At 73.1% G+C, this 18044-nt stretch carries 17 protein-coding genes; 12 read left to right on the top strand and 5 right to left on the bottom strand.

From position 1 onward, the window contains the following. The first annotated feature begins 10 nt into the window (after nucleotides 1-10). Nucleotides 11-1213: a hypothetical protein gene (locus tag AOQ37_RS26265; RefSeq protein ID WP_062647514.1), complete on the top strand. Its 1203-nt coding sequence runs from the start codon at nucleotides 11-13 to the stop codon at nucleotides 1211-1213. A gap of 89 nt (nucleotides 1214-1302) precedes the next feature. Here AOQ37_RS26265 and AOQ37_RS26260 read toward each other — a convergent pair whose 3' ends face one another. Beyond that, nucleotides 1303-1836, bottom strand: a complete 534-nt coding sequence (locus tag AOQ37_RS26260; protein ID WP_062647512.1) for a PadR family transcriptional regulator — start codon at nucleotides 1834-1836, stop codon at nucleotides 1303-1305. 171 nt (nucleotides 1837-2007) lie between these two features. Between AOQ37_RS26260 and AOQ37_RS26255 the strand changes: the two genes are divergently transcribed. Continuing rightward, complete coding sequence (locus tag AOQ37_RS26255; RefSeq protein ID WP_062647510.1) at nucleotides 2008-3342, top strand: MATE family efflux transporter; 1335 nt, start codon at nucleotides 2008-2010, stop codon at nucleotides 3340-3342. Here the strand turns inward: AOQ37_RS26255 and AOQ37_RS26250 are convergent. Further along, a complete protein-coding gene (locus AOQ37_RS26250) occupies nucleotides 3303-4541 on the bottom strand; it encodes a glycosyltransferase 87 family protein (RefSeq protein ID WP_062647509.1) in 1239 nt (412 codons plus the stop codon). The two genes, AOQ37_RS26255 and AOQ37_RS26250, sit on opposite strands and share 40 nt — an antisense overlap. Before the next feature lie 78 nt (nucleotides 4542-4619). Here AOQ37_RS26250 and AOQ37_RS26245 point away from each other — a divergent pair, with 78 nt between their 5' ends. Beyond that, nucleotides 4620-5762, top strand: coding sequence for a glycosyltransferase family 4 protein (locus AOQ37_RS26245; RefSeq protein WP_062647507.1), 1143 nt, complete (start codon nucleotides 4620-4622; stop codon nucleotides 5760-5762). Between the two features lie 337 nt (nucleotides 5763-6099). Here AOQ37_RS26245 and AOQ37_RS26240 read toward each other — a convergent pair whose 3' ends face one another. After that, nucleotides 6100-7896: an AMP-dependent synthetase/ligase gene (locus AOQ37_RS26240; protein ID WP_062647505.1), complete on the bottom strand. Its 1797-nt coding sequence runs from the start codon at nucleotides 7894-7896 to the stop codon at nucleotides 6100-6102. Nucleotides 7897-8244: 348 nt separating this feature from the next. Between AOQ37_RS26240 and AOQ37_RS26235 the strand changes: the two genes are divergently transcribed. The 6 genes from AOQ37_RS26235 (at nucleotide 8245) to AOQ37_RS26210 (ending at nucleotide 13514) form a co-directional block, all read left to right on the top strand. Next, entirely contained in the window at nucleotides 8245-9000 is a 756-nt protein-coding gene (locus AOQ37_RS26235) for a metallophosphoesterase family protein (RefSeq protein ID WP_062647503.1), read from the top strand. Between the two features lie 157 nt (nucleotides 9001-9157). After that, nucleotides 9158-9622 carry an SRPBCC family protein gene (locus tag AOQ37_RS26230; RefSeq protein WP_062647501.1) on the top strand — a complete coding sequence of 155 codons (465 nt, stop codon included), beginning with the start codon at nucleotides 9158-9160 and terminating at the stop codon, nucleotides 9620-9622. A 222-nt stretch (nucleotides 9623-9844) separates the two neighbouring features. Further along, a complete protein-coding gene (locus tag AOQ37_RS26225; RefSeq protein ID WP_062647500.1) occupies nucleotides 9845-11020 on the top strand; it encodes an ArsA family ATPase in 1176 nt (391 codons plus the stop codon). Between the two features lie 81 nt (nucleotides 11021-11101). After that, the gene (locus AOQ37_RS26220; RefSeq protein ID WP_062647498.1) at nucleotides 11102-11617 is read left to right on the top strand and encodes a DUF5304 domain-containing protein; all 516 of its coding nucleotides are present in this window, start codon (nucleotides 11102-11104) and stop codon (nucleotides 11615-11617) included. 67 nt (nucleotides 11618-11684) lie between these two features. After that, on the top strand, nucleotides 11685-12638 hold the full coding sequence (locus AOQ37_RS26215; RefSeq protein WP_062647495.1) for an ROK family glucokinase: 954 nt from the start codon (nucleotides 11685-11687) through the stop codon (nucleotides 12636-12638). A gap of 114 nt (nucleotides 12639-12752) precedes the next feature. Then, complete coding sequence (locus AOQ37_RS26210; protein ID WP_062647493.1) at nucleotides 12753-13514, top strand: endonuclease/exonuclease/phosphatase family protein; 762 nt, start codon at nucleotides 12753-12755, stop codon at nucleotides 13512-13514. Here AOQ37_RS26210 and AOQ37_RS26205 read toward each other — a convergent pair. Together AOQ37_RS26205 and AOQ37_RS26200 are read right to left on the bottom strand one after the other, a co-directional pair. Then, the gene (locus tag AOQ37_RS26205; RefSeq protein ID WP_062647491.1) at nucleotides 13511-14185 is read right to left on the bottom strand and encodes a hypothetical protein; all 675 of its coding nucleotides are present in this window, start codon (nucleotides 14183-14185) and stop codon (nucleotides 13511-13513) included. The two genes, AOQ37_RS26210 and AOQ37_RS26205, sit on opposite strands and share 4 nt — an antisense overlap. After that, nucleotides 14178-14957 (bottom strand): alpha/beta hydrolase, encoded by a 780-nt coding sequence (locus AOQ37_RS26200; protein WP_062647489.1) that lies wholly within the window; start codon nucleotides 14955-14957, stop codon nucleotides 14178-14180. Before AOQ37_RS26200 ends, AOQ37_RS26205 begins: the two co-directional genes overlap by 8 nt. Nucleotides 14958-15116: 159 nt before the next feature. On the opposite strand from AOQ37_RS26200, the gene AOQ37_RS26195 reads away from it, so the two are divergent. The 3 genes from AOQ37_RS26195 (at nucleotide 15117) to AOQ37_RS26185 (ending at nucleotide 17942) form a co-directional block, all read left to right on the top strand. Further along, nucleotides 15117-15905 (top strand): lysophospholipid acyltransferase family protein, encoded by a 789-nt coding sequence (locus tag AOQ37_RS26195; protein WP_062647869.1) that lies wholly within the window; start codon nucleotides 15117-15119, stop codon nucleotides 15903-15905. A 124-nt stretch (nucleotides 15906-16029) separates the two neighbouring features. After that, nucleotides 16030-17265: a MacS family sensor histidine kinase gene (gene macS, locus AOQ37_RS26190; protein ID WP_062647487.1), complete on the top strand. Its 1236-nt coding sequence runs from the start codon at nucleotides 16030-16032 to the stop codon at nucleotides 17263-17265. Beyond that, a complete protein-coding gene (locus AOQ37_RS26185) occupies nucleotides 17262-17942 on the top strand; it encodes a response regulator (RefSeq protein ID WP_062647485.1) in 681 nt (226 codons plus the stop codon). Before macS ends, AOQ37_RS26185 begins: the two co-directional genes overlap by 4 nt. Nucleotides 17943-18044: the final 102 nt, after the last annotated feature.

Genomic DNA, 18044 nt, shown 5'->3' with positions numbered 1-18044 from the left:
GATCGGGAGGATGGCTGGTCGAGGGCGGGCGCGCGGACCCGGGGTCCTGTGGATCTGTCTGCTGCTCGCCTCGCTCCTCGGCGCTCTGGTCGGCTGCGGCGGACGGGCCGCGACCGACGACGCGAAGGCCGAGGTGCAGCGGGTCCTCGACCGGCGGGCCGCCGCGGTCCTCGGCCACGACCAGGGCGCCTACACGGCCACCGGCACCGCGTCCGGGTACGCGGCCGTACGGGCCGTTCCGCTGGCGGCCTGGTCGTACCGCGTGACGGCGCTGCGGCGCGGCGGGGACGGCGCCACCGCCGACGCCGAACTGAGCTACCGCGTCGAGGGTTACGACCGGGCCCCGGTGACCACGGCCCGCGTCCTGCGCCTGACCCGGGACGGGGCCGGCCGGTGGTCGGTGGCCTCGGACCGGCCCGCGACCGAGGCGGGCCAGCAGTTGTGGGACCAGGGCACGGTGCGGGTCGTCCGGGGCGCGCACAGTCTCGTGCTGGGGGTCGGGCAGTCCGACGCGCGGCTGCGGTCCTTCGCCGAGCTGGCCGACGACGCCGTCCCGGCGGTCTCGGCGGCCTGGGGCACCCAGTGGGCCGGTCACCTCGTCGTCCTGGTGCCGAAGTCGCTGGAGGGCATGGCGGGGCTGCTCGGCTCACCCGCCTCCTCCTACCGGGGGATCGCCGCGGTCACCACGGGCGAGACGGGCGGCGGGGCCCGGACGCCCGCGGACCGGATCATCGTCAACCCGGACGCGTACGGCATGCTCGGCCGGGTCGGCCGGCAGGTGGTCCTCACCCACGAGGCCACCCATGTCGCCACCCGTGCCCACACCAACGGGGCCACCCCGCTGTGGTTGTCCGAGGGGTACGCCGACTGGGTGGGCTACCGCGGCACCGGGCGGACCCCCGCCGAGGTCGCCCCGGAGCTCCAGCACGCCGTCCGGGAGGGCGCCGTCCCGGAGGCGCTGCCCACCGACGGCGACTTCGGCTTCTCCGGCGACGCCGACCGGCTGGCCCAGGCGTACGAGGGCGGCTGGCTGGCCTGCCGGATGATCGCCGAGCGGTGGGGCGAGGTGAAGCTGGACGCGTTCTACCGGGCCGTGGGGGAGCACCGGAAGCGGCCGGGGGCGGTGGAAGGCGCGCTGGAGAGCGTGCTGGGCATCTCCCTCGCGCGGTTCACGGCGGACTGGCAGGGATACCTGAAGGCCCAGCTCGGCTGAGGGCGGCCGCCCCCCCCCGCGTCAGTCACTCACCCGCGTCAGTCACTCACCCGCGTCAGCCGCCCGCCGGGGTCAGCCGCCCGCCGGGGTCAGCCGCTCGCCGGGGTCAGCTGTTCGATCGCCTCGCGCAGCCAGGTCCGTTCCGCCTCGCCCGTCGCCCGGGCGACCCGCAGCATGCCCTGCCGGAACAGATCCTCGGTCTCCTCCGCCCGCACCGGCTTGCCCTCGGCGTAGAAGAAGCTGGTGGGCGTCTCCAGGAAGTCCAGCCGGCGGCGCAGGACGGCGGCCTGCTCCCCGCGGTCGGGCAGGTGTCGCAGGAACGCCAGGACCGTGTTGAAGCGGACGTGGTCGGTGATTTCCGGCTGCCGTGGACGGCGGAGCCGTTCCAGCAGGTCCGCGCGGCCCTCGTCGGTGAGCGAGAGCACCCGGCGGGGGGCCGCGCCCACGCCCTCCTCCTGGTGCTGGTCGAGCTTGCCGGCGGTGACGAGACGGGTGATCGCCGGATAGAGCGCGCCGTCGCTGACCGGGCGGACATGGCCGGTCAGCGCCTTGATCCGCTCCTTCAGCTGATAGCCGTGCAGCGGCTCCTCGGCCAGGAAACCGAGGATCGACAGCTCGAGCATGGCCCTCCCTTGCGGACACGAGGGCATCATGGTACCTCTTATCGAGCTATCTCGTTTCGAGGTACCTCGGTAAGAGGTAGTCGTAGGTACCTCGGCAAGAGGTAACCGCCGAGAGGTTGCCCGGTGAGAGGCAGCTCGACCAGGGGCAGTTCGTTTCGAGGGGGAACCGTCGTGGCCGGCCGTCGTCATCGCACTCAGCTCGTCTCGCTCGCCCGCCCCGTCTATTTCTCGCTGCTCGCCTCCGTGGCCGCCGGGGTCATCAACACCGTCTGGGTGTCCCGCCTGGGCGGGCCCGCGGTGGCCGCCGTGGCGGTCGCCACCAACGCCGAGAACGTGCTGCTCGGGGTCGCGCTGGTCTTCGCCTCCGGGACGACGGTGCTGGTCGCGCACGCCAGAGGGGCACGGGACCCGGGGGCCCTGCGGGCGGCCGTGCGGGGCGGCTGGGCGCTGTGCGCGGCGGTCACGCCGGTCGTCGCGGCCGGGGGCTTCCTGCTGCGCGAACCGCTGGCCCGGCTGGTCCTCGGCGGGCACGGCGGCCCCGCCCTGCCCCTCGCCGTCTCCTACTTCGCGGTCTCGATGCCGGGCATCGCCGTCTTCTTCGGCCAGCAGCTCGTCGACGGCATCCTCAAGGGGGCCGGCGACACCAGGACCCCGATGCGGCTGGCCCTTCTCGCCAACGGCCTGATCCTGGTCTGCGACCCGCTGTTCATCCACCGCTACGGCGTCCGGGGCGCCGCCCTCTCCACGGTGCTGTGCCGGTGCGTGGCGCTCGGGACCGGGCTGCTGGCCCTGCGGCGCGACGCCGTGCTGCGGACGGCCGCCCGGGTGGCGCCCACGCTGCCCACCGGAGCCTCGCTGCGGCGCACCCTGACGACCGGGCTGCCGATGTCCGCCGACTTCACCCTGCGCCAGGGCGGCGCGCTCGCCCTGGTCGCCGTGGTGGCACGGCTCGGGGTGACGGCGGTGGCCGCCTACGCGATCGCCTACAAGGTCATGTACGTGGCGACCATGGCCTTCTACGCCGTCCGCCAGGCCGCCTCCATCCACACCGCGCACACCCGGGGCGAGGGCCGGGAGGAGCGCCGGGCGATCGGACGGCAGGCCGTGCTCGTGTCCGGGACCGTCGGCCTCGTGGCCGCCGTACTGCTCTGCGCGGCCGCTCCCTGGATCATGGCCGCCTTCGGCGCCGGTCCCGCCGTGGCCCGCGAGGGCGTGCTGTTCCTGCGCTGCGTCGGGCCGTACCTGCTGCTGATGGCCGGGTTCATCGCGCTGGGCGGGGTCTTCGAGGGAAGCGGGGGCGCGCCCGTGCTGCTGCGGGTGACCGTGCTCGGCACGGCCGTCCAGCTGCCGCTGGCGTACGCGCTGTCGGGGCTCGGGCTGCCGGGGGTGTGCCTGGCGCTGGCGCTCGCCATGGGCGTGCAGTGCGCGGTGGTGGGGGCGGTGCTGCGGCGGGCGTGGCCCACGGCTCAGGGGGAGACCGCGGGCTCGCTGGCGCGGGCGGCCTGACCGGCCGGGGGCGCGGGCGCGGCGGCCCCCGGCGCCGTCGAGCGCCACAGCCGTACGGCCGCGACGATCGCGGCGGCCACCAGCAGGCCGTTGCGCAGGAACAGGAGGGCGATACCGAGCGGGCTGCTCGCGACGACGTCCGCGAAGAAGACCGGGAACTCCAGCACCGTCACGAAGGACGCGCCGAGCACCAGGACCGCGGGCAGGCCCATCCGGCCGGTGCGGAAACACAGGCAGACCGCCGCGAGGCCGATCAGCCACACCAGGTACTGCGGGCTGATCACCCGGCTGGTGACGGTGAACAGCAGGACCGCCGTGAACGCCGCCTCCGCGAGCGTCTGCGGCGCGAAGCGCCGCGCCGTCAGCCGCCACAGCAGCAGCCAGCCGAACGCCACCGCCGTCAGCCCCAGCGCCACGTCGCTCACCACGCCGACGTACGGGCCGAGGAACTCCAACGAGCCGTAGCGCAGCAGCACCTGGCCCCGCCAGCCGAACTGCCGGGCCACATGGAGGGCGAGGGCGCCCAGCGACTCCACCTCGGTGCCCCGGTCGCGCTGGAAGGCGAGGAAGGCGAAGGCGCCGGGCATGGCCAGCGCGAACAGCGCGGCCAGCGCGCCGACGGTGACCGCCGCCGCGCCCCACGCCCGCTTGCGCACGGCCCCCGCCAGCAGCAGCGCGGGCCACACCTTCAGCAGCACCGCGAGACCCGTCAGCGCGCCCATCACCCGGGGCCGCCGCACGCCCGCGACCAGCGCGCCGACCGCGACCGCCGTCACCATCACGTCGTAGCGGCAGTAGACCGTGGGGCCGAGCAGCGGCACACCCGCCACCCATGTCCAGGCGCCGCGCAGCGACCGGCCGGGGCGCAGTCCCGTGTTCAGCAGCAGCACGAGGACGGTCAGGTCGGCGAGGAAGGCCAGGACGAAGAAGGCCGAGGCGTAGTCGAGGAAGGGCAGCAGACCGGGGGAGAGGATCGCGAGGGCGGCGGCGGGCGGGTACTGCCAGGTGACGTCGGCGGCCGGGAACGTGCCGGTGCTCAGCACGTCGTACCAGCCCTGGTAGGTGACGAGGACGTCGCTGGTGACGTCCGGGCCGGGGAAGAGGAACACCTTGAAGACGAAGAGCAGCAGCGCGAGCCGGGTCACGCCCCAGGTCGTCAGCAGGCAGGTCAGGGGCCGCCTCGCAGCCGTCGCGTCCATGGCCCACATGATCTCCCCGCGGGCTGTGAAGCGCGGCCGGACGCGGCTGTGAAGAACGTTTGGATAAGGTCGGCTGCGATGCACAAGACCCTGATCGTGACGAACGACTTCCCGCCCCGCCCGGGCGGCATCCAGGCGTTCCTGCACAACATGGCACTCCGTCTCGACCCCGACCGGCTCGTCGTCTACGCGTCCACCTGGAAGCGTTCCCGCGAGGGTGCCGAGGCCACGGCCGCCTTCGACGCCGAGCAGCCCTTCACCGTCGTACGGGACTCCACGACGATGCTGCTGCCGACCCCCGGGGCGACCCGCCGGGCCGTCGGGCTGCTGCGGGAGCACGGGTGCACGTCGGTGTGGTTCGGGGCGGCCGCGCCGCTCGGGCTGATGGCGCCGGCGCTGCGCAGGGCGGGCGCGGAGCGGCTGGTGGCCACCACCCACGGGCACGAGGCCGGATGGGCGCAACTGCCCGCCGCCCGGCAGCTGCTCGGCCGGATCGGCGAGAGCACGGACACGATCACCTATCTGGGTGAGTACACCCGTTCGCGGATCGCGACCGCGCTGAGCGCCGGGGCCGCCGCACGGATGGTGCAGCTGCCGCCGGGCGTCGACGAGAAGACCTTCCACCCGGGATCGGGCGGCGAGGAGGTGCGGGCGCGGCTCGGGCTGACCGACCGCCCGGTGGTGGTGTGCGTCTCGCGGCTCGTGCCGCGCAAGGGGCAGGACACGCTGATCCTCGCCATGCCGCGGATCCTGGCCGCCGAGCCGGACGCGGTGCTGCTGATCGTCGGGGGCGGGCCCTACGAGAAGGACCTGCGCCGGCTCGCCCGGGAGCACGGGGTGGCGGACGCGGTGCGCTTCACCGGGTCGGTGCCCTGGTCGGAGCTGCCCGCCCACTACGGCGCCGGGGACGTCTTCGCGATGCCGTGCCGGACGCGCCGGGGCGGACTCGACGTCGAGGGGCTCGGGATCGTCTACCTGGAGGCGTCGGCGACCGGGCTGCCCGTCGTCGCCGGGGACTCGGGCGGGGCGCCCGACGCGGTGCTCGACGGGGAGACGGGCTGGGTCGTGCGGGGCGGTTCCCCGGCCGACACGGCCGAGCGCATCGTCGCGCTGCTCGGCGACGCGGAGCTGCGCCGCCGGATGGGGGAACGGGGGCGCGCCTGGGTGGAGGAGAAGTGGCGCTGGGACCTGCTGGCGGAGAAGTTGAAGACGCTGCTCTAGCCGCCTCCCTCCGCCTCCCTCCGCCTCCTCCCGCGCCGGGCGAAGGCGGAGGGCCCGCCGACGCCGCCCGCACGACGGCGAACTGATACGGCGTCAGCCGACGGGTGGCGGGGTGACGGGCGTCAGGCGGAGTGCGTCAGGCGACGGCCGGCCGTGGATCGTCAGCCGGTCCGCGCCGGTCCGCGCCGGTCCGCGCCGGTCCGTGCCGGGCGGAGCCTGGCGGGCGGTCGGACGGGCGTCGACGGTCCGCCGCCCCCCCCCCCGAACGCGCGACGGCGCGGGGCCCCGTCGGGGGACGCCGCGCCATGACGTGTCGTCAGGAGAGCTGGATGCGGGGCTACTTGGCGTAGATCGCCTCGATCTCGCCGGCGTAGTCCTTCGCCACGACATTGCGCTTGAGCTTCAGCGACGGCGTGAGGTGGCCCGAGTCCTCCGTGAACTGGGCGGAGAGAATGCGGAACCTGCGCACCGACTCCGCCTTCGAGACCGCGGCGTTGCCGTCGTCGATCGCCGACTGGATGGCGGCCTGGAGGTCGGCGTCCTCGCGCAGCGACGCCGCGGTCGAGCCCGCCGGCTTGCCGTGGTCGGAGGCCCAGCGGCCCAGGAACTCCTCGTCGATGGTGACCAGCGCGCCCACGAACGGCCGCCCGTCGCCCACCACCATGCACTCCGCGACCAGCGCGTGCGCCCGGATCCGGTCCTCGATCACGGCCGGTGCGACGTTCTTGCCGCCGGCGGTGACGATGATCTCCTTCTTGCGCCCCGTGATCCGGAGGTAGCCGTCCTCGTCGAGGGTGCCGATGTCACCGGTGTGGAACCAGCCGTCGGCCAGCGCCTCGGCGGTCGCGCCGGGGTTGTTCCAGTACTCCTTGAAGAGATGCTCGCCGTGCAGCAGCACCTCCCCGTCGTCCGCGATCCGTACGACGGAGCCGGGCAGCGGCTGACCGACCGTGCCGATCTTCTGCCGGTCCCAGGGGTTGAACGCGGTGGCGGCGCAGGACTCCGTCAGGCCGTATCCCTCGAGGACGGTGAAGCCGATGCCGCGGAAGAAGTGACCGAGGCGCTCGCCCAGCGGCGCACCGCCGGAGATCGCGTACTCGCCCTTGCCGCCGAGGACCGCGCGCAGCTTGCCGTAGACCAGTCTGTCGAAGACCTTGTGCTTGATCTTCAGGCCGAGCGGCGGGCCCGCGGGCAGCTCCAGCGCCTTGGAGTAGGCGATCGCCGTGTCGGCCGCCTTGTCGAAGATCGCGCCCTTGCCGTCCGCCTGCGCCTTGGCGCGCGCCGAGTTGTAGACCTTCTCGAAGACCCGCGGCACGCCCAGGATGAGCGTCGGCCGGAAGGCGGCCAGTTCGTCGGTGAGGTTCTTGATGTCCGGGACGGTGCCCAGCTTGATCGGCGCCATCATCGGCGCGATCTGCACCAGCCGCCCGAAGACGTGCGCGAGCGGGAGGAAGAGCAGGACGCTGCACTCGCCCGTGCGGAACAGCGGCCGCAGCCGCTCCACGACGTTGCCGCACTCGGCGAAGAAGCTGCGGTGGGTCAGCACACAGCCCTTGGGCCGGCCGGTCGTGCCGGAGGTGTACACGATGGTCGCCGGGTCGTCGGCCTTGGCCTGTGAGCTGCGCTCCTCGACGACCTCGTCGGAGACGTCCCTGCCGAGCTGCCCGAGCTCCTCGACACCGCCGGCCTCGATCTGCCACACGTGCTTCAGCGCCGGCAGCGACTCGCGCACCGACTCCACGGCCGCCGCGTGGCCGTCCAGCTCGACGACGACGGCGGTCGCGCCCGAGTCGGAGAGGATCCACCGCACCTGCTCCGGGGAGCTGGTCTCGTACACCGGCACGGTGACCGCGCCCGCGCACCAGATGGCGAAGTCGAGCAGCGTCCACTCGTAGCGGGTGCGCGACATCAGGCCGACCCGGTCGCCGGGCTGGACGCCGGAGGCGATGAGGCCCTTGGCGGCGGCGTGCACCTCGGCCAGGAAGGCGGTGGCCGTCACGTCCTGCCAGGCGCCGTCCACCTTGCGGGCGATGACGGCGACGTCGGGATGCTGCGCGGCGTTTCTGCGGACGATGTCGGTCAGATTGCCGTCCGCAGGGACCTCGTACAAAGCCGGAAGGCTGAACTCGCGCAAGACTGCTGCTCCTCATAGGGCGCCGGCGCCACGACGTTGTGTGCTGCGACGATGCGGTCCAAGGCTCGGGACTGTGCTCGGGACCTCGGTGGATCTCGATGGTTGAAATCCTGAGCACGACTGGACTGCCCGGACGTTACCCGCCGGTATGGCCTCTTCGACAGGGGGGTCCGACGAGATGTTCGCTGCGTCACACAGATTGGTGTTTCCCGGGCGACAGTAGTCCACCGCTTTACTGACTGGCCAGTAACCGGTATTCCGATCGCCACTGTTCACATATGCCGCACACGCCTACCCTTGATCGTCATGGCCTCCACACCGCCCGGAAACCGCAGGACACGCATCCACGTGGTCAGTGACGTGCACGGCAACGCGCGCGACCTGGCCCGGGCCGGAGAGGGCGCGGACGCGCTGATCTGTCTGGGCGACCTGGTCCTGTTCCTCGACTACGCCGACCACTCCCGCGGGATCTTCCCCGACCTCTTCGGGGAGGAGAACGCCCACCGTCTCGTCGAACTGCGCACCGCCCGCCGCTTCGAGGAGGCCCGCGAGCTCGGCCGCCGGCTCTGGGCCGGGGTCGACGGCGACCGGGCCACGCTGATCGAGCAGGGGGTGCGCAAGCAGTACGCCGAACTGTTCGCGGCGTTCCCCGCCCCCACGTACGCCACCTACGGCAACGTCGACATGCCGCGGCTGTGGCCGGAGTTCGCGAGCCCCGGCACCACCGTCCTGGACGGGGAGCGGGTGGAGATCGGCGGCCGGGTCTTCGGCTTCGTCGGCGGCGGCCTGAAGACCCCCATGCGCACGCCGTACGAGATCAGCGACGAGGAGTACGCGGCGAAGATCGAGGCCGTGGGGGAGGTGGACGTGCTGTGCACCCACATCCCGCCGGAGGTGCCGGAACTCGTCTACGACACCGTGGCCCGCCGCTTCGAGCGGGGCAGCCGGGCGCTGCTGGACGCCATCCGCCGCACCCGGCCCCGCTACGCGCTCTTCGGGCACGTCCACCAGCCGCTCGCCCGCCGGATGCGGGTGGGCGCGACCGAGTGCGTGAACGTGGGGCACTTCGCGGGAAGCGGGAAGCCGTGGGCGCTGGAGTGGTGACCCGGCCGTCGCGGCGTCGTCCAGACGGTGTCCCGAGTCCGGGTGAAGGCGGCAGGTCGGACGCGCGGTAGCCTTCACGCTGCACACACGTGCGCGGCGGCTGGCGCGCGGTGTCCTTCTCTACCTGTACCGGCCCGCATCTGGAGGAGCCACGGCGATGGCGGAACACACCAGCTCGAGCATCACGATCGAGGCGGCACCGGACGAGGTCATGGCGGTGATCGCCGACTTCGCCCGCTACCCGGACTGGACCGGAGAGGTGAAGCAGGCGGAGGTCCTCGAGACGGACGGGCAGGGCCGCGCCGAGCAGGTCCGCCTCGTCATGGACGCCGGCGCCATCAAGGACGACCAGGTCCTCGGGTACACCTGGAGCGGTGCGCACGAGGTGTCCTGGACGCTGGTGAAGTCCCAGATGCTGCGCCAGCTCGACGGTTCCTACCTCCTCAAGCCGGCCGGCGCGGGCGCGACCGAGGTCACCTACCAGCTGACCGTGGACGTCAAGATCCCCATGCTCGGCATGATCAAGCGCAAGGCCGAGAAGGTCATCATCGACCGCGCGCTGGCCGGCCTCAAGAAGCGCGTCGAGTCGGGAGAAGCCGGCCCCGGAACGCCCACGAAGTAGCGACCACCCCGGGACGCCCACGAAGCAGCGACCACCCGGGGGCGCCCACGAAGCGGCGGTGCCCCCGGAACCGGGAAACCGGAAGAGCGTCGTCCTCGCGACCTGGGCGTGGCGTCGGCCCCGGGACCGGGAGTCCGCCGGACCGGAACCGGGGAGTGCGCGGCGCCGGGTGGGGAGCTTGGAGGTCGGGGGGCGGCTCGACCTCCGTTACGGTTCACCCTCATGCGCACCATCCTGATCACCGGCCCTGGCGGCAGCGGACGCACGACCGTGGCGGCCGCCACCGCACAGCGCGCGGCGGCGGAAGGCACCCGCACCCTCGTCCTCAGCGCCGACCGCAGTGACACCCTCGGCGCGGCGCTCGGCGTACCGACCGGCGCGAGCCCCGTCCCGGTCGCTCCGCGCCTCACCGCCTGGCGTCCCGACGCCACCGCCGGCTTCCGGGACGACCTCGCCGGATTCCAGGACCGTGCCTCCACCGTCCTCGACCTGCTCGGCGCCTCCCGGCTCGATCCGGAGGAGGTCACCCCTCTCCCCGGCGCCGAGGAGCTGACCCTGCTGCGCGCACTGCGCGACGCCGCCCTCGCCGACGGCGGTGACCTGCACGAACTTCTCGTCGTCGACCTGCCGCCGGTCTCCCAGGCCCTCGCCCTGCTGGCCCTCCCGGAGGAACTGCGCCGCTATCTGCGCCGTCTGCTCCCCCCGGAGCGGCAGGCCGCCCGGGCCCTGCGCCCTGTGCTCGGCCGTCTCGCCGGGGTGCCGATGCCCGCCGAGTGGCTGTACGAGACGACCGCCCGCTGGGACATGGAGCTGGCCGCCGTCGAGGCCGTCCTCGCCGACCCCGGCACCGCCGTACGCCTGGTCGCCGAGCCGGGACCGGCCGGCGCCGACGCCGTCCGTGACGTCCGTCTCGGGCTCGCCCTGCGCGCCCTGCCCGTCGAGTCGCTCGTCGCCAACCGCGTCCTGCCGGAGACGGCCGGCGACGACGGCCCGCTCGGCCGGCTCGTCACCCAGCAGCGCAAGGCCCTGGGGGAGTGGGGCGAGGAGGCCCGGCCCGTCACCCATCTCGGGCACGACCCCCGCGGCGCCGACGATCTCGCCGCCCTCGCCGTCCCCGCCGTCAACCCGGCGACCTCCCCGGTCGAGTGGCCCGTGGCCGACCGGCTCGCCCAGGACGGCGTGCTCGTCTGGCACCTCCCGCTGCCCGGCGCCATACGCGACGAGCTCGACCTCGTCCGGCGCGGCGACGAACTGGTCGTCACCGCCGGACCGTTCCGCCGGATCGTCGCGCTGCCCTCGGTGCTCCGCCGCTGCACCGTCGACGGCGCCGCGCTGCGCGACGGCGAGCTGTGCGTACGGTTCGCGCCGGATCCCGGGCTCTGGCCCCGCACCCACTGAACGACGTTCCGCCGTTCGGGTACCGTCGTAGGGACGAGCCGTCATCAGGCGTCGTCGACCAGGAGTCATCAGGAGTCCGCCATGAGCGAAGAGCGCCCCACGCCCGACGCCGCCGGGGAGCCCGCCGCCGGGACATCCGGCTTCGACGAGCAGTCCCGCGCGACCGACGCCGACGCCTGGGCCACCGCCGCCGCCGAGGACCTGGCGGCGGAGAAGGCCCGCCGCCGCGCCCAGGACGGCCCGCCCCCGGGCTCGGCCGCCGAGGAACTCCGCAAGCTCGTCGACGCCGTCGGCGACAAGCTGGCCTCGCTCCAGTCCCCGCTGCTCGGGGCGGTCGCCGGACCCGCCGCCCAGCAGGTGGTCCGCCAGGTCGTCCAGCAGGCGAAGGCCGCCGTGGAGCCCGTCATCGAACGCAACCCGGACGTCTTCGACCACCTCGCGGCCGCCGGCACCGAACTCCTCGCCGCCTACCGCTCCGCGGTCCAGACCCAGGAACAACGCTGGACGACCGGCGCGAGTGACCCCGGGAACACCCCGCGCGATCCGGGCCGCGACGGTGACGACACCGGTCCCGGCCAGCGCATCGACTTGGACTGAAGCCCTCGGGGGGCAGGGCCTCGGGTACGGTTGGCCGTAGCGGGGCTCGACCGAAACTGAGGGATTCATGGGACTCACCATCGGCGTCGACATCGGCGGCACGAAGATCGCGGCCGGTGTGGTCGACGAGGAAGGCAACATCCTCTCGACCCACCAGGTGCCGACCCCGGGCACGCCCGAGGGCATCGTGGACGCCATCGCCGCCGCCGTCGAGGGCGCACGCGTCGGACACGAGATCGTCGGCGTGGGTATCGGTGCGGCCGGTTACGTGAACCGGCAGCGGTCCACGGTCTACTTCGCGCCCAACATCGACTGGCGCCAGGAGCCGCTCAAGGACGAGGTCCAGGACCGCGTGGGCCTGCCCGTCGTGGTGGAGAACGACGCCAACGCCGCGGCATGGGGCGAGTACAAGTTCGGCGCGGGCAAGGGCCACCGCAACGTCATCTGCATCACCCTGGGCACCGGCCTCGGCGGCGGCATCATCATCGGCAACAAGCTGCGCCGCGGCCACTTCGGGGTGGCCGCGGAGTTCGGCCACATCCGCATGGTGCCGGACGGTCTGCTGTGCGGCTGCGGCTCGCAGGGCTGCTGGGAGCAGTACGCCTCCGGCCGCGCCCTGGTCCGTTACGCCAAGCAGCGCGCCAACGCGACCCCCGAGAACGCCGAGATCCTGCTGTCGCTGGGCGACGGCCACCCCGACGGTATCGAGGGCAAGCACATCTCCATGGCCGCCCGCCAGGGCGACCCGGTCGCGGTCGACTCCTACCGTGAGCTCGCCCGCTGGGCCGGCGCCGGTCTCGCCGACCTCGCCTCGCTCTTCGACCCGTCCGCCTTCATCGTCGGCGGTGGCCTCTCCGACGAGGGCGAGCTGGTGCTCGACCCGATCCGGAAGTCCTACAAGCGCTGGCTGGTCGGCGGCAACTGGCGCCCGGTGGCCGATGTCATCGCGGCCCAGCTGGGCAACAAGGCGGGCCTGGTGGGTGCGGCGGACCTGGCGAGGGAACCCGACCCGATCATGTAGTCGTACCGAGTCGTACCGAGTCGCACCAGGGCGCGGAGCGTCCACACGGGGGCCGTTCGCGGCCCCCGTTCGCTTTTCCGGACGTAGGGGACGCGGCGGCGTATCTTGATCGCTATGCCGACGACCTCGCCGCTGCCCAACTCCCGCACCGAACCCGACGGTTCGGCCGTCATCCGGGTCCTCAGCTACAACATCCGTTCCCTGCGGGACGACACCGAGGCCCTGGCCCGGGTCATCACGGCCTGCGCCCCCGACCTGACCCTCGTCCAGGAGGCCCCCCGCTTCTTCCGCTGGCGCAAGAAGCTTGCCCGCCTCGCGGCCGCCTCCGGCCAGGTGATCCTCACCGGCGGCGGCACCGCGGCCGGCCCGGCCCTCCTGTGCTCGCTGCGGGCGACGGTCGAGCGGACCGAGGACGTCCTGCTGCCGCTCACCCCCGGCGAGCACCGCCGGGGCTTCGCGACCGCCGTGGTGCGCTTCGGGGGTGCCCGGCTCGGCGTGGTCGGCTGCCACTTCGGTCTGACCGCCGCCGAGCGCTACGAACAGGCGGGCCAGCTGCTCGACCGTCTGGCCGGGATGGGCGTGGAGCACGCGGTCGCGGGCGGTGACATCAACGAGAGCCCCGGCGGCCGCACCTTCGACCGCCTGGCCACCGCCCTCCAGGACTGCCGCACCGCCGCCCCCTGGGGAGCCGAGCACAGCTTCCCGTCCACCGCGCCGAACCGCCGTATCGACGGGATCTTCGTGACGAAGGGCGTGGAGGTGCTGGGCTGCGGGGTGCCGACCGGGCTTCCCGGCGTCACCGGGAACGATGTGCGGGCGGCCACGGACCACCTTCCGGTCCTGGCCGTCCTGAGGATCCCGCCGGACAAGTCCTAGACGACGGCGCCCCGGCCCGGGTCCCCGTCCTCCTCGTCGTCCGGGCGCATCCGCATCACCAGCGTGGCGAAGCCGCCGAGGAAGCCGCCGATGCCGACGGTCGACAGCCACCACGTCATCTCCCAGCCCAGCAGGACCGCGAGCAGGAGCAGCACCGGCCCGCCGATCACGCCGAGCCAGGCGAACTTGGCCGTGGTGTCGGCGGCGGGCAGCGGCGGTGGCTCCGGCGGGACGAAGTGACCCTCGTCGTCCCCGTCGAAGTCCTCCTCCGCGGGCTCGGGCGCCGCGTAGTCGCGCGGGCCGACACCGGGCGCGAAGGCGATCGAGCTGCCCAGCGGCTTGGCCGGTTCCCTGTCCTCGCCGGGCTGCCCGGCGGGGTCCTCGGCGGAATCCTCGGCGGAGCCCTTCGCGGGTTCCTGGCCGGATTCCGCCACGGTCTCCTCGTCGTTCGTCCCGACCTCGAGCAGCGCCAGGTCCTCGACCGACTTGAACGGCTTGGCGCCCGGCGGGTCCGCCGGCTCCTCGCCGTATCCCGCGACGATCGCCGCCCACGCGGCGGCCTCGTCGAAGGGCACGCTCTGCTCCTCCGACGCGCGGCCCTCCCGGCCCGCCGGGCCGTCCCGCTCGTCCCGGTTCTCCCGGTCCTCACGGTCGGAGTCGTGCTCAGCCACCTACGGCCGTCCCTTCCTTGCCGACACTGGGCGCGATCCGGGCGATGAACGCGTAGCTCTCCTCGAAGATCCGGTCCGCATCGTGGTCCAACGTTGCCACGTGGTAGCTCTGTTCCAGCAGGATCTCGGTCACGTCCGTCGACGACACCCGGCCGAGGACCCGGGCCGAGTCGGCGGCCGGCACGACATGGTCCTGGACGCTGTGCAGAAGCAGCAGCGGCTGGGTGACCTGCGGGAGTTCGCCGTCGATCATCCGCAGGAAGGCGCGCAGGGAGTGCGCCGAGTGCAGCGGCACCCGGTCGTACCCGCTCTCCAGCACCCCCTTCTTCGCGATGTCGCTGGTGATCCCCTTCGTCGTCCTGACGAGATGGCGGGCCACCGGAAGGGCGTACGCGGACAGGCCGTGCACACGGTTCGCCGGGTTGACGACGATGACGCCCTCCACCCCCTCCCCGTGCTTCGCGGCGAGCCGCAGGGCCAGCGCGCCGCCCATGGACAGGCCGGCCACGAACACCCGGGAGCACCGGCGGCGCAGGGCCCGCAGCTCGCGGTCCACCTCCGCGTACCAGTCCGGCCAGCCGGTCAGCGCCATGTCCTCCCAGCGCGTGCCGTGTCCCGGCAGCAGCGGCAGCGAGACGGTCAGACCCTGTCCGGCCAGGTACCGCGCCCAGGGGCGCAGCGACTGCGGGGATCCGGTGAAGCCGTGACAGAGGAGCACCCCGACCTCTCCGCCCTCATGGCGGTACGGCTCGGCTCCAGGAAGGACCGGCACCTTCGGTCTCCTGTCTTCGTCTGTTCTGCGTGGGAGGGACGTGTCCTTCACCGTACGCGACCGCACTGACACCGACCAGGGTCGTCGGAGCCTTTGCGGCCACTCCGGGTTAAGGTCTGTGCGACACAAACAGGAGGCACTCGCTTGTTGTACGGCGCGATGAAGGTCGCTATCGGGGGACCGCTGAAGGTCACCTTCAGGCCCTGGGTGGAAGGCCTCGAGAACATTCCCGCCGAGGGCCCCGCGATCCTGGCGAGCAACCACCTGTCCTTCTCGGACTCGTTCTTCCTGCCCGCGGTCCTCGACCGCAAGGTGACCTTCATCGCGAAGGCCGAGTACTTCACCACACCCGGGGTGAAGGGCCGGCTGACGGCGGCCTTCTTCAAGGGTGTCGGGCAGCTCCCGGTGGACCGCTCCGGCGCCCGCGGGGCGGGCGAGGCGGCGATCCGCAGCGGCATAGAGGTGCTCGAGCAGGGTGAGCTCTTCGGTATCTACCCGGAGGGCACCCGCTCGCCCGACGGCAGGCTCTACCGCGGCAAGCCGGGCGGTCTCGCGCGCGTGGCGCTCGCCACCGGTGCGCCCGTGATCCCGGTCGCGATGATCGACACGGAGAAGATCCAGCCGCCCGGGAAGGTCCTGCCGAAGATCATGCGGCCGGGCATCCGCATCGGCAGGCCGCTGGACTTCGCCCGGTACCAGGGCATGGACCACGACCGGTTCGTGTTGCGCGCCCTGACCGACGAGGTCATGTACGAGATCATGAAGCTCTCCGGCCAGGAGTACGTCGACATCTACGCGACCGCCGCCAAGCGGCAGATCACGGAGGCGGCGAAGGCGGAGAAGGAGGCGGAGAAGGCCGCGAAGGCGGCGCTCGCGCAGGCCGAGAAGGACCAGGCGAAGAAGGACCAGGAGCAGTCGGACGGCGAGCAGCAGAACGGCGAGCAGTAGGACGGCGAGCAGGACGACAGCGGGCGGCAGTCGGCAGTCGGTAGTTTCAGCAGTTCGGCAGTCAGCGGGCCGGCGGTTCGGTGAGCCGGCGGTTCAGCGGTCGGGGCCCGGGGGCGGGGGACGGATGGCCAGGCGCGAGAGAGTCATGAAGATGTCGGTCGAGCTGCCGCTGTGGCGTGCGCTCGCCGGCTACCGGGTGCTCACCATGCTGTACGCCGTGGGCTTCTTCGCCACCGCCTACGACGGGTTCGTCCGGCCCTGGGTCGCCGTCGGCTACTACTGCGTCCTGTTCGTCTGGACCGTGGCCACCCTGCCCAAGGTCGCGAGCGCGGCGAGCTGCACCAAGCGCTTCCTCGCCGCCGACCTCACCATCGCGCTCACCGGCATCCTGCTCACCACCGTGGCCGACGCCCACGAGCGCATCCAGTCGGGCGGCCCGACGCTGCCGTCGATATGGACCGCCGGCTCCGTCCTGGCGTTCGCCATCAAGGGCGGCTGGCGCTGGGCGGCGTTCGCGTCCACGGCCGTCGCGGTCGCCAACCTGGTCGAGCGCGGCACCCCGGCCCGCGACACCATCCACAACGTGATCCTCGTCTGGGTCGCCTCCATCGCCATCGGTTACGTCGTCGAGGTCGCCCGCGCCTCCGAGCGCACCCTCGCCCGCGCGCTCGAGATCGAGGCCGCGACCCGGGAGCGGGAGCGGCTCGCCCGGGACATCCACGACGGTGTGCTCCAGGTGCTGGCCATGGTGCAGCGGCGCGGCGCGGTCCTCGGCGGTGAGGCGGCCGAACTGGGCCGCTTGGCCGGGGAACAGGAGGTCGCCCTGCGCACCCTGGTGGCCGGCGGCCTCGTCCCCGTCTCCCGGGTGTCGCAGGACGCGGCCGACGGCGCCGTCGTACGGGTGGTCGAGGAGCCGGCGGAGCAGACCGGCCCGGTCGACCTGCGCGCGCTGCTCGCCCCCTTCGCCGCCGCCCGGGTCAACCTCGCCGAGCCGGGCGCCCCGGTGCTGCTGCCCGCGCCCGCCGCGAAGGAGCTGGCCGCGGCGGTCGGGGCCGCCCTGGACAACGTCCGCCGCCACGCGGGGGAGGACGCCCGGGCGTGGATCCTGGTGGAGGACGAGCCCGACGAGGTGATCATCACCGTGCGGGACGACGGGCCGGGTATCCCCGAGGGGCGGCTCGCCCAGGCCGAGGGCGAGGGGCGGCTCGGGGTCGCCCAGTCGATCCGGGGCCGGCTGCGGGATCTCGGCGGCAGCGCCGAGCTGATCTCCACGCCCGGGCAGGGCACGGAGGTCGAACTGAAGGTGCCCAAGGAGCAGAAGGAGAAGGACGTGCGGCGGGGGAAGGCGGAACAGCGATGAGCGGTGAACGGGATCCGATCAGGGTCATGGTGGTCGACGACCACCCGATGTGGCGCGACGCCGTCGCCCGGGACCTCGCCGAGGCCGGCCTCGACGTGGTCGCCACGGCGGGCGACGGCGAGCAGGCCGTGCGGCGGGCCAAGGCCACCACGCCCGATGTGCTGGTGCTGGACCTGAATCTGCCGGCCAAGCCCGGCGTCCAGGTCTGCAAGGAGGTCGTCGCCGCCGACCCCGCCCTGCGGGTCCTGGTGCTGTCGGCGAGCGGTGAGCACGCGGACGTGCTGGAGGCGGTGAAGTCCGGCGCGACCGGCTATCTGCTGAAGTCGGCGTCCACGGAGGAACTGCTGGACGCGGTGCGCCGCACGGCCGTCGGCGATCCGGTGTTCACCCCGGGCCTGGCCGGGCTGGTCCTCGGCGAGTACCGCCGGCTCGCCTCCGACCCCGGTCCGGCCACGGGCGGCGGCGGTGAGCCGGACGCACCCCGGCTGACCGACCGGGAGACCGAGGTGCTGCGGCTGGTCGCCAAGGGCCTGAGCTACAAGCAGATCGCCGAACGCCTCGTCATCTCCCACCGCACCGTGCAGAACCATGTCCAGAACACGCTCGGCAAGCTCCAGCTCCACAACCGGGTGGAACTGGTCCGGTACGCGATAGAGCGCGGCCTCGACGACGAGTGACGTCGGCCGCTCACGGTGAGCGGCCAATTCCCCGGCGATTCAACGGAATTGAACCCGCCGGGCCATATCTGTGTGACCTGGATCACCATTACCGTGACCTTC

The organism is Streptomyces maremycinicus, from assembly GCF_001184025.1.
GTDB lineage: Bacteria > Actinomycetota > Actinomycetes > Streptomycetales > Streptomycetaceae > Streptomyces > Streptomyces maremycinicus.
This window is presented reverse-complemented; position numbering and strand designations above follow the sequence as displayed.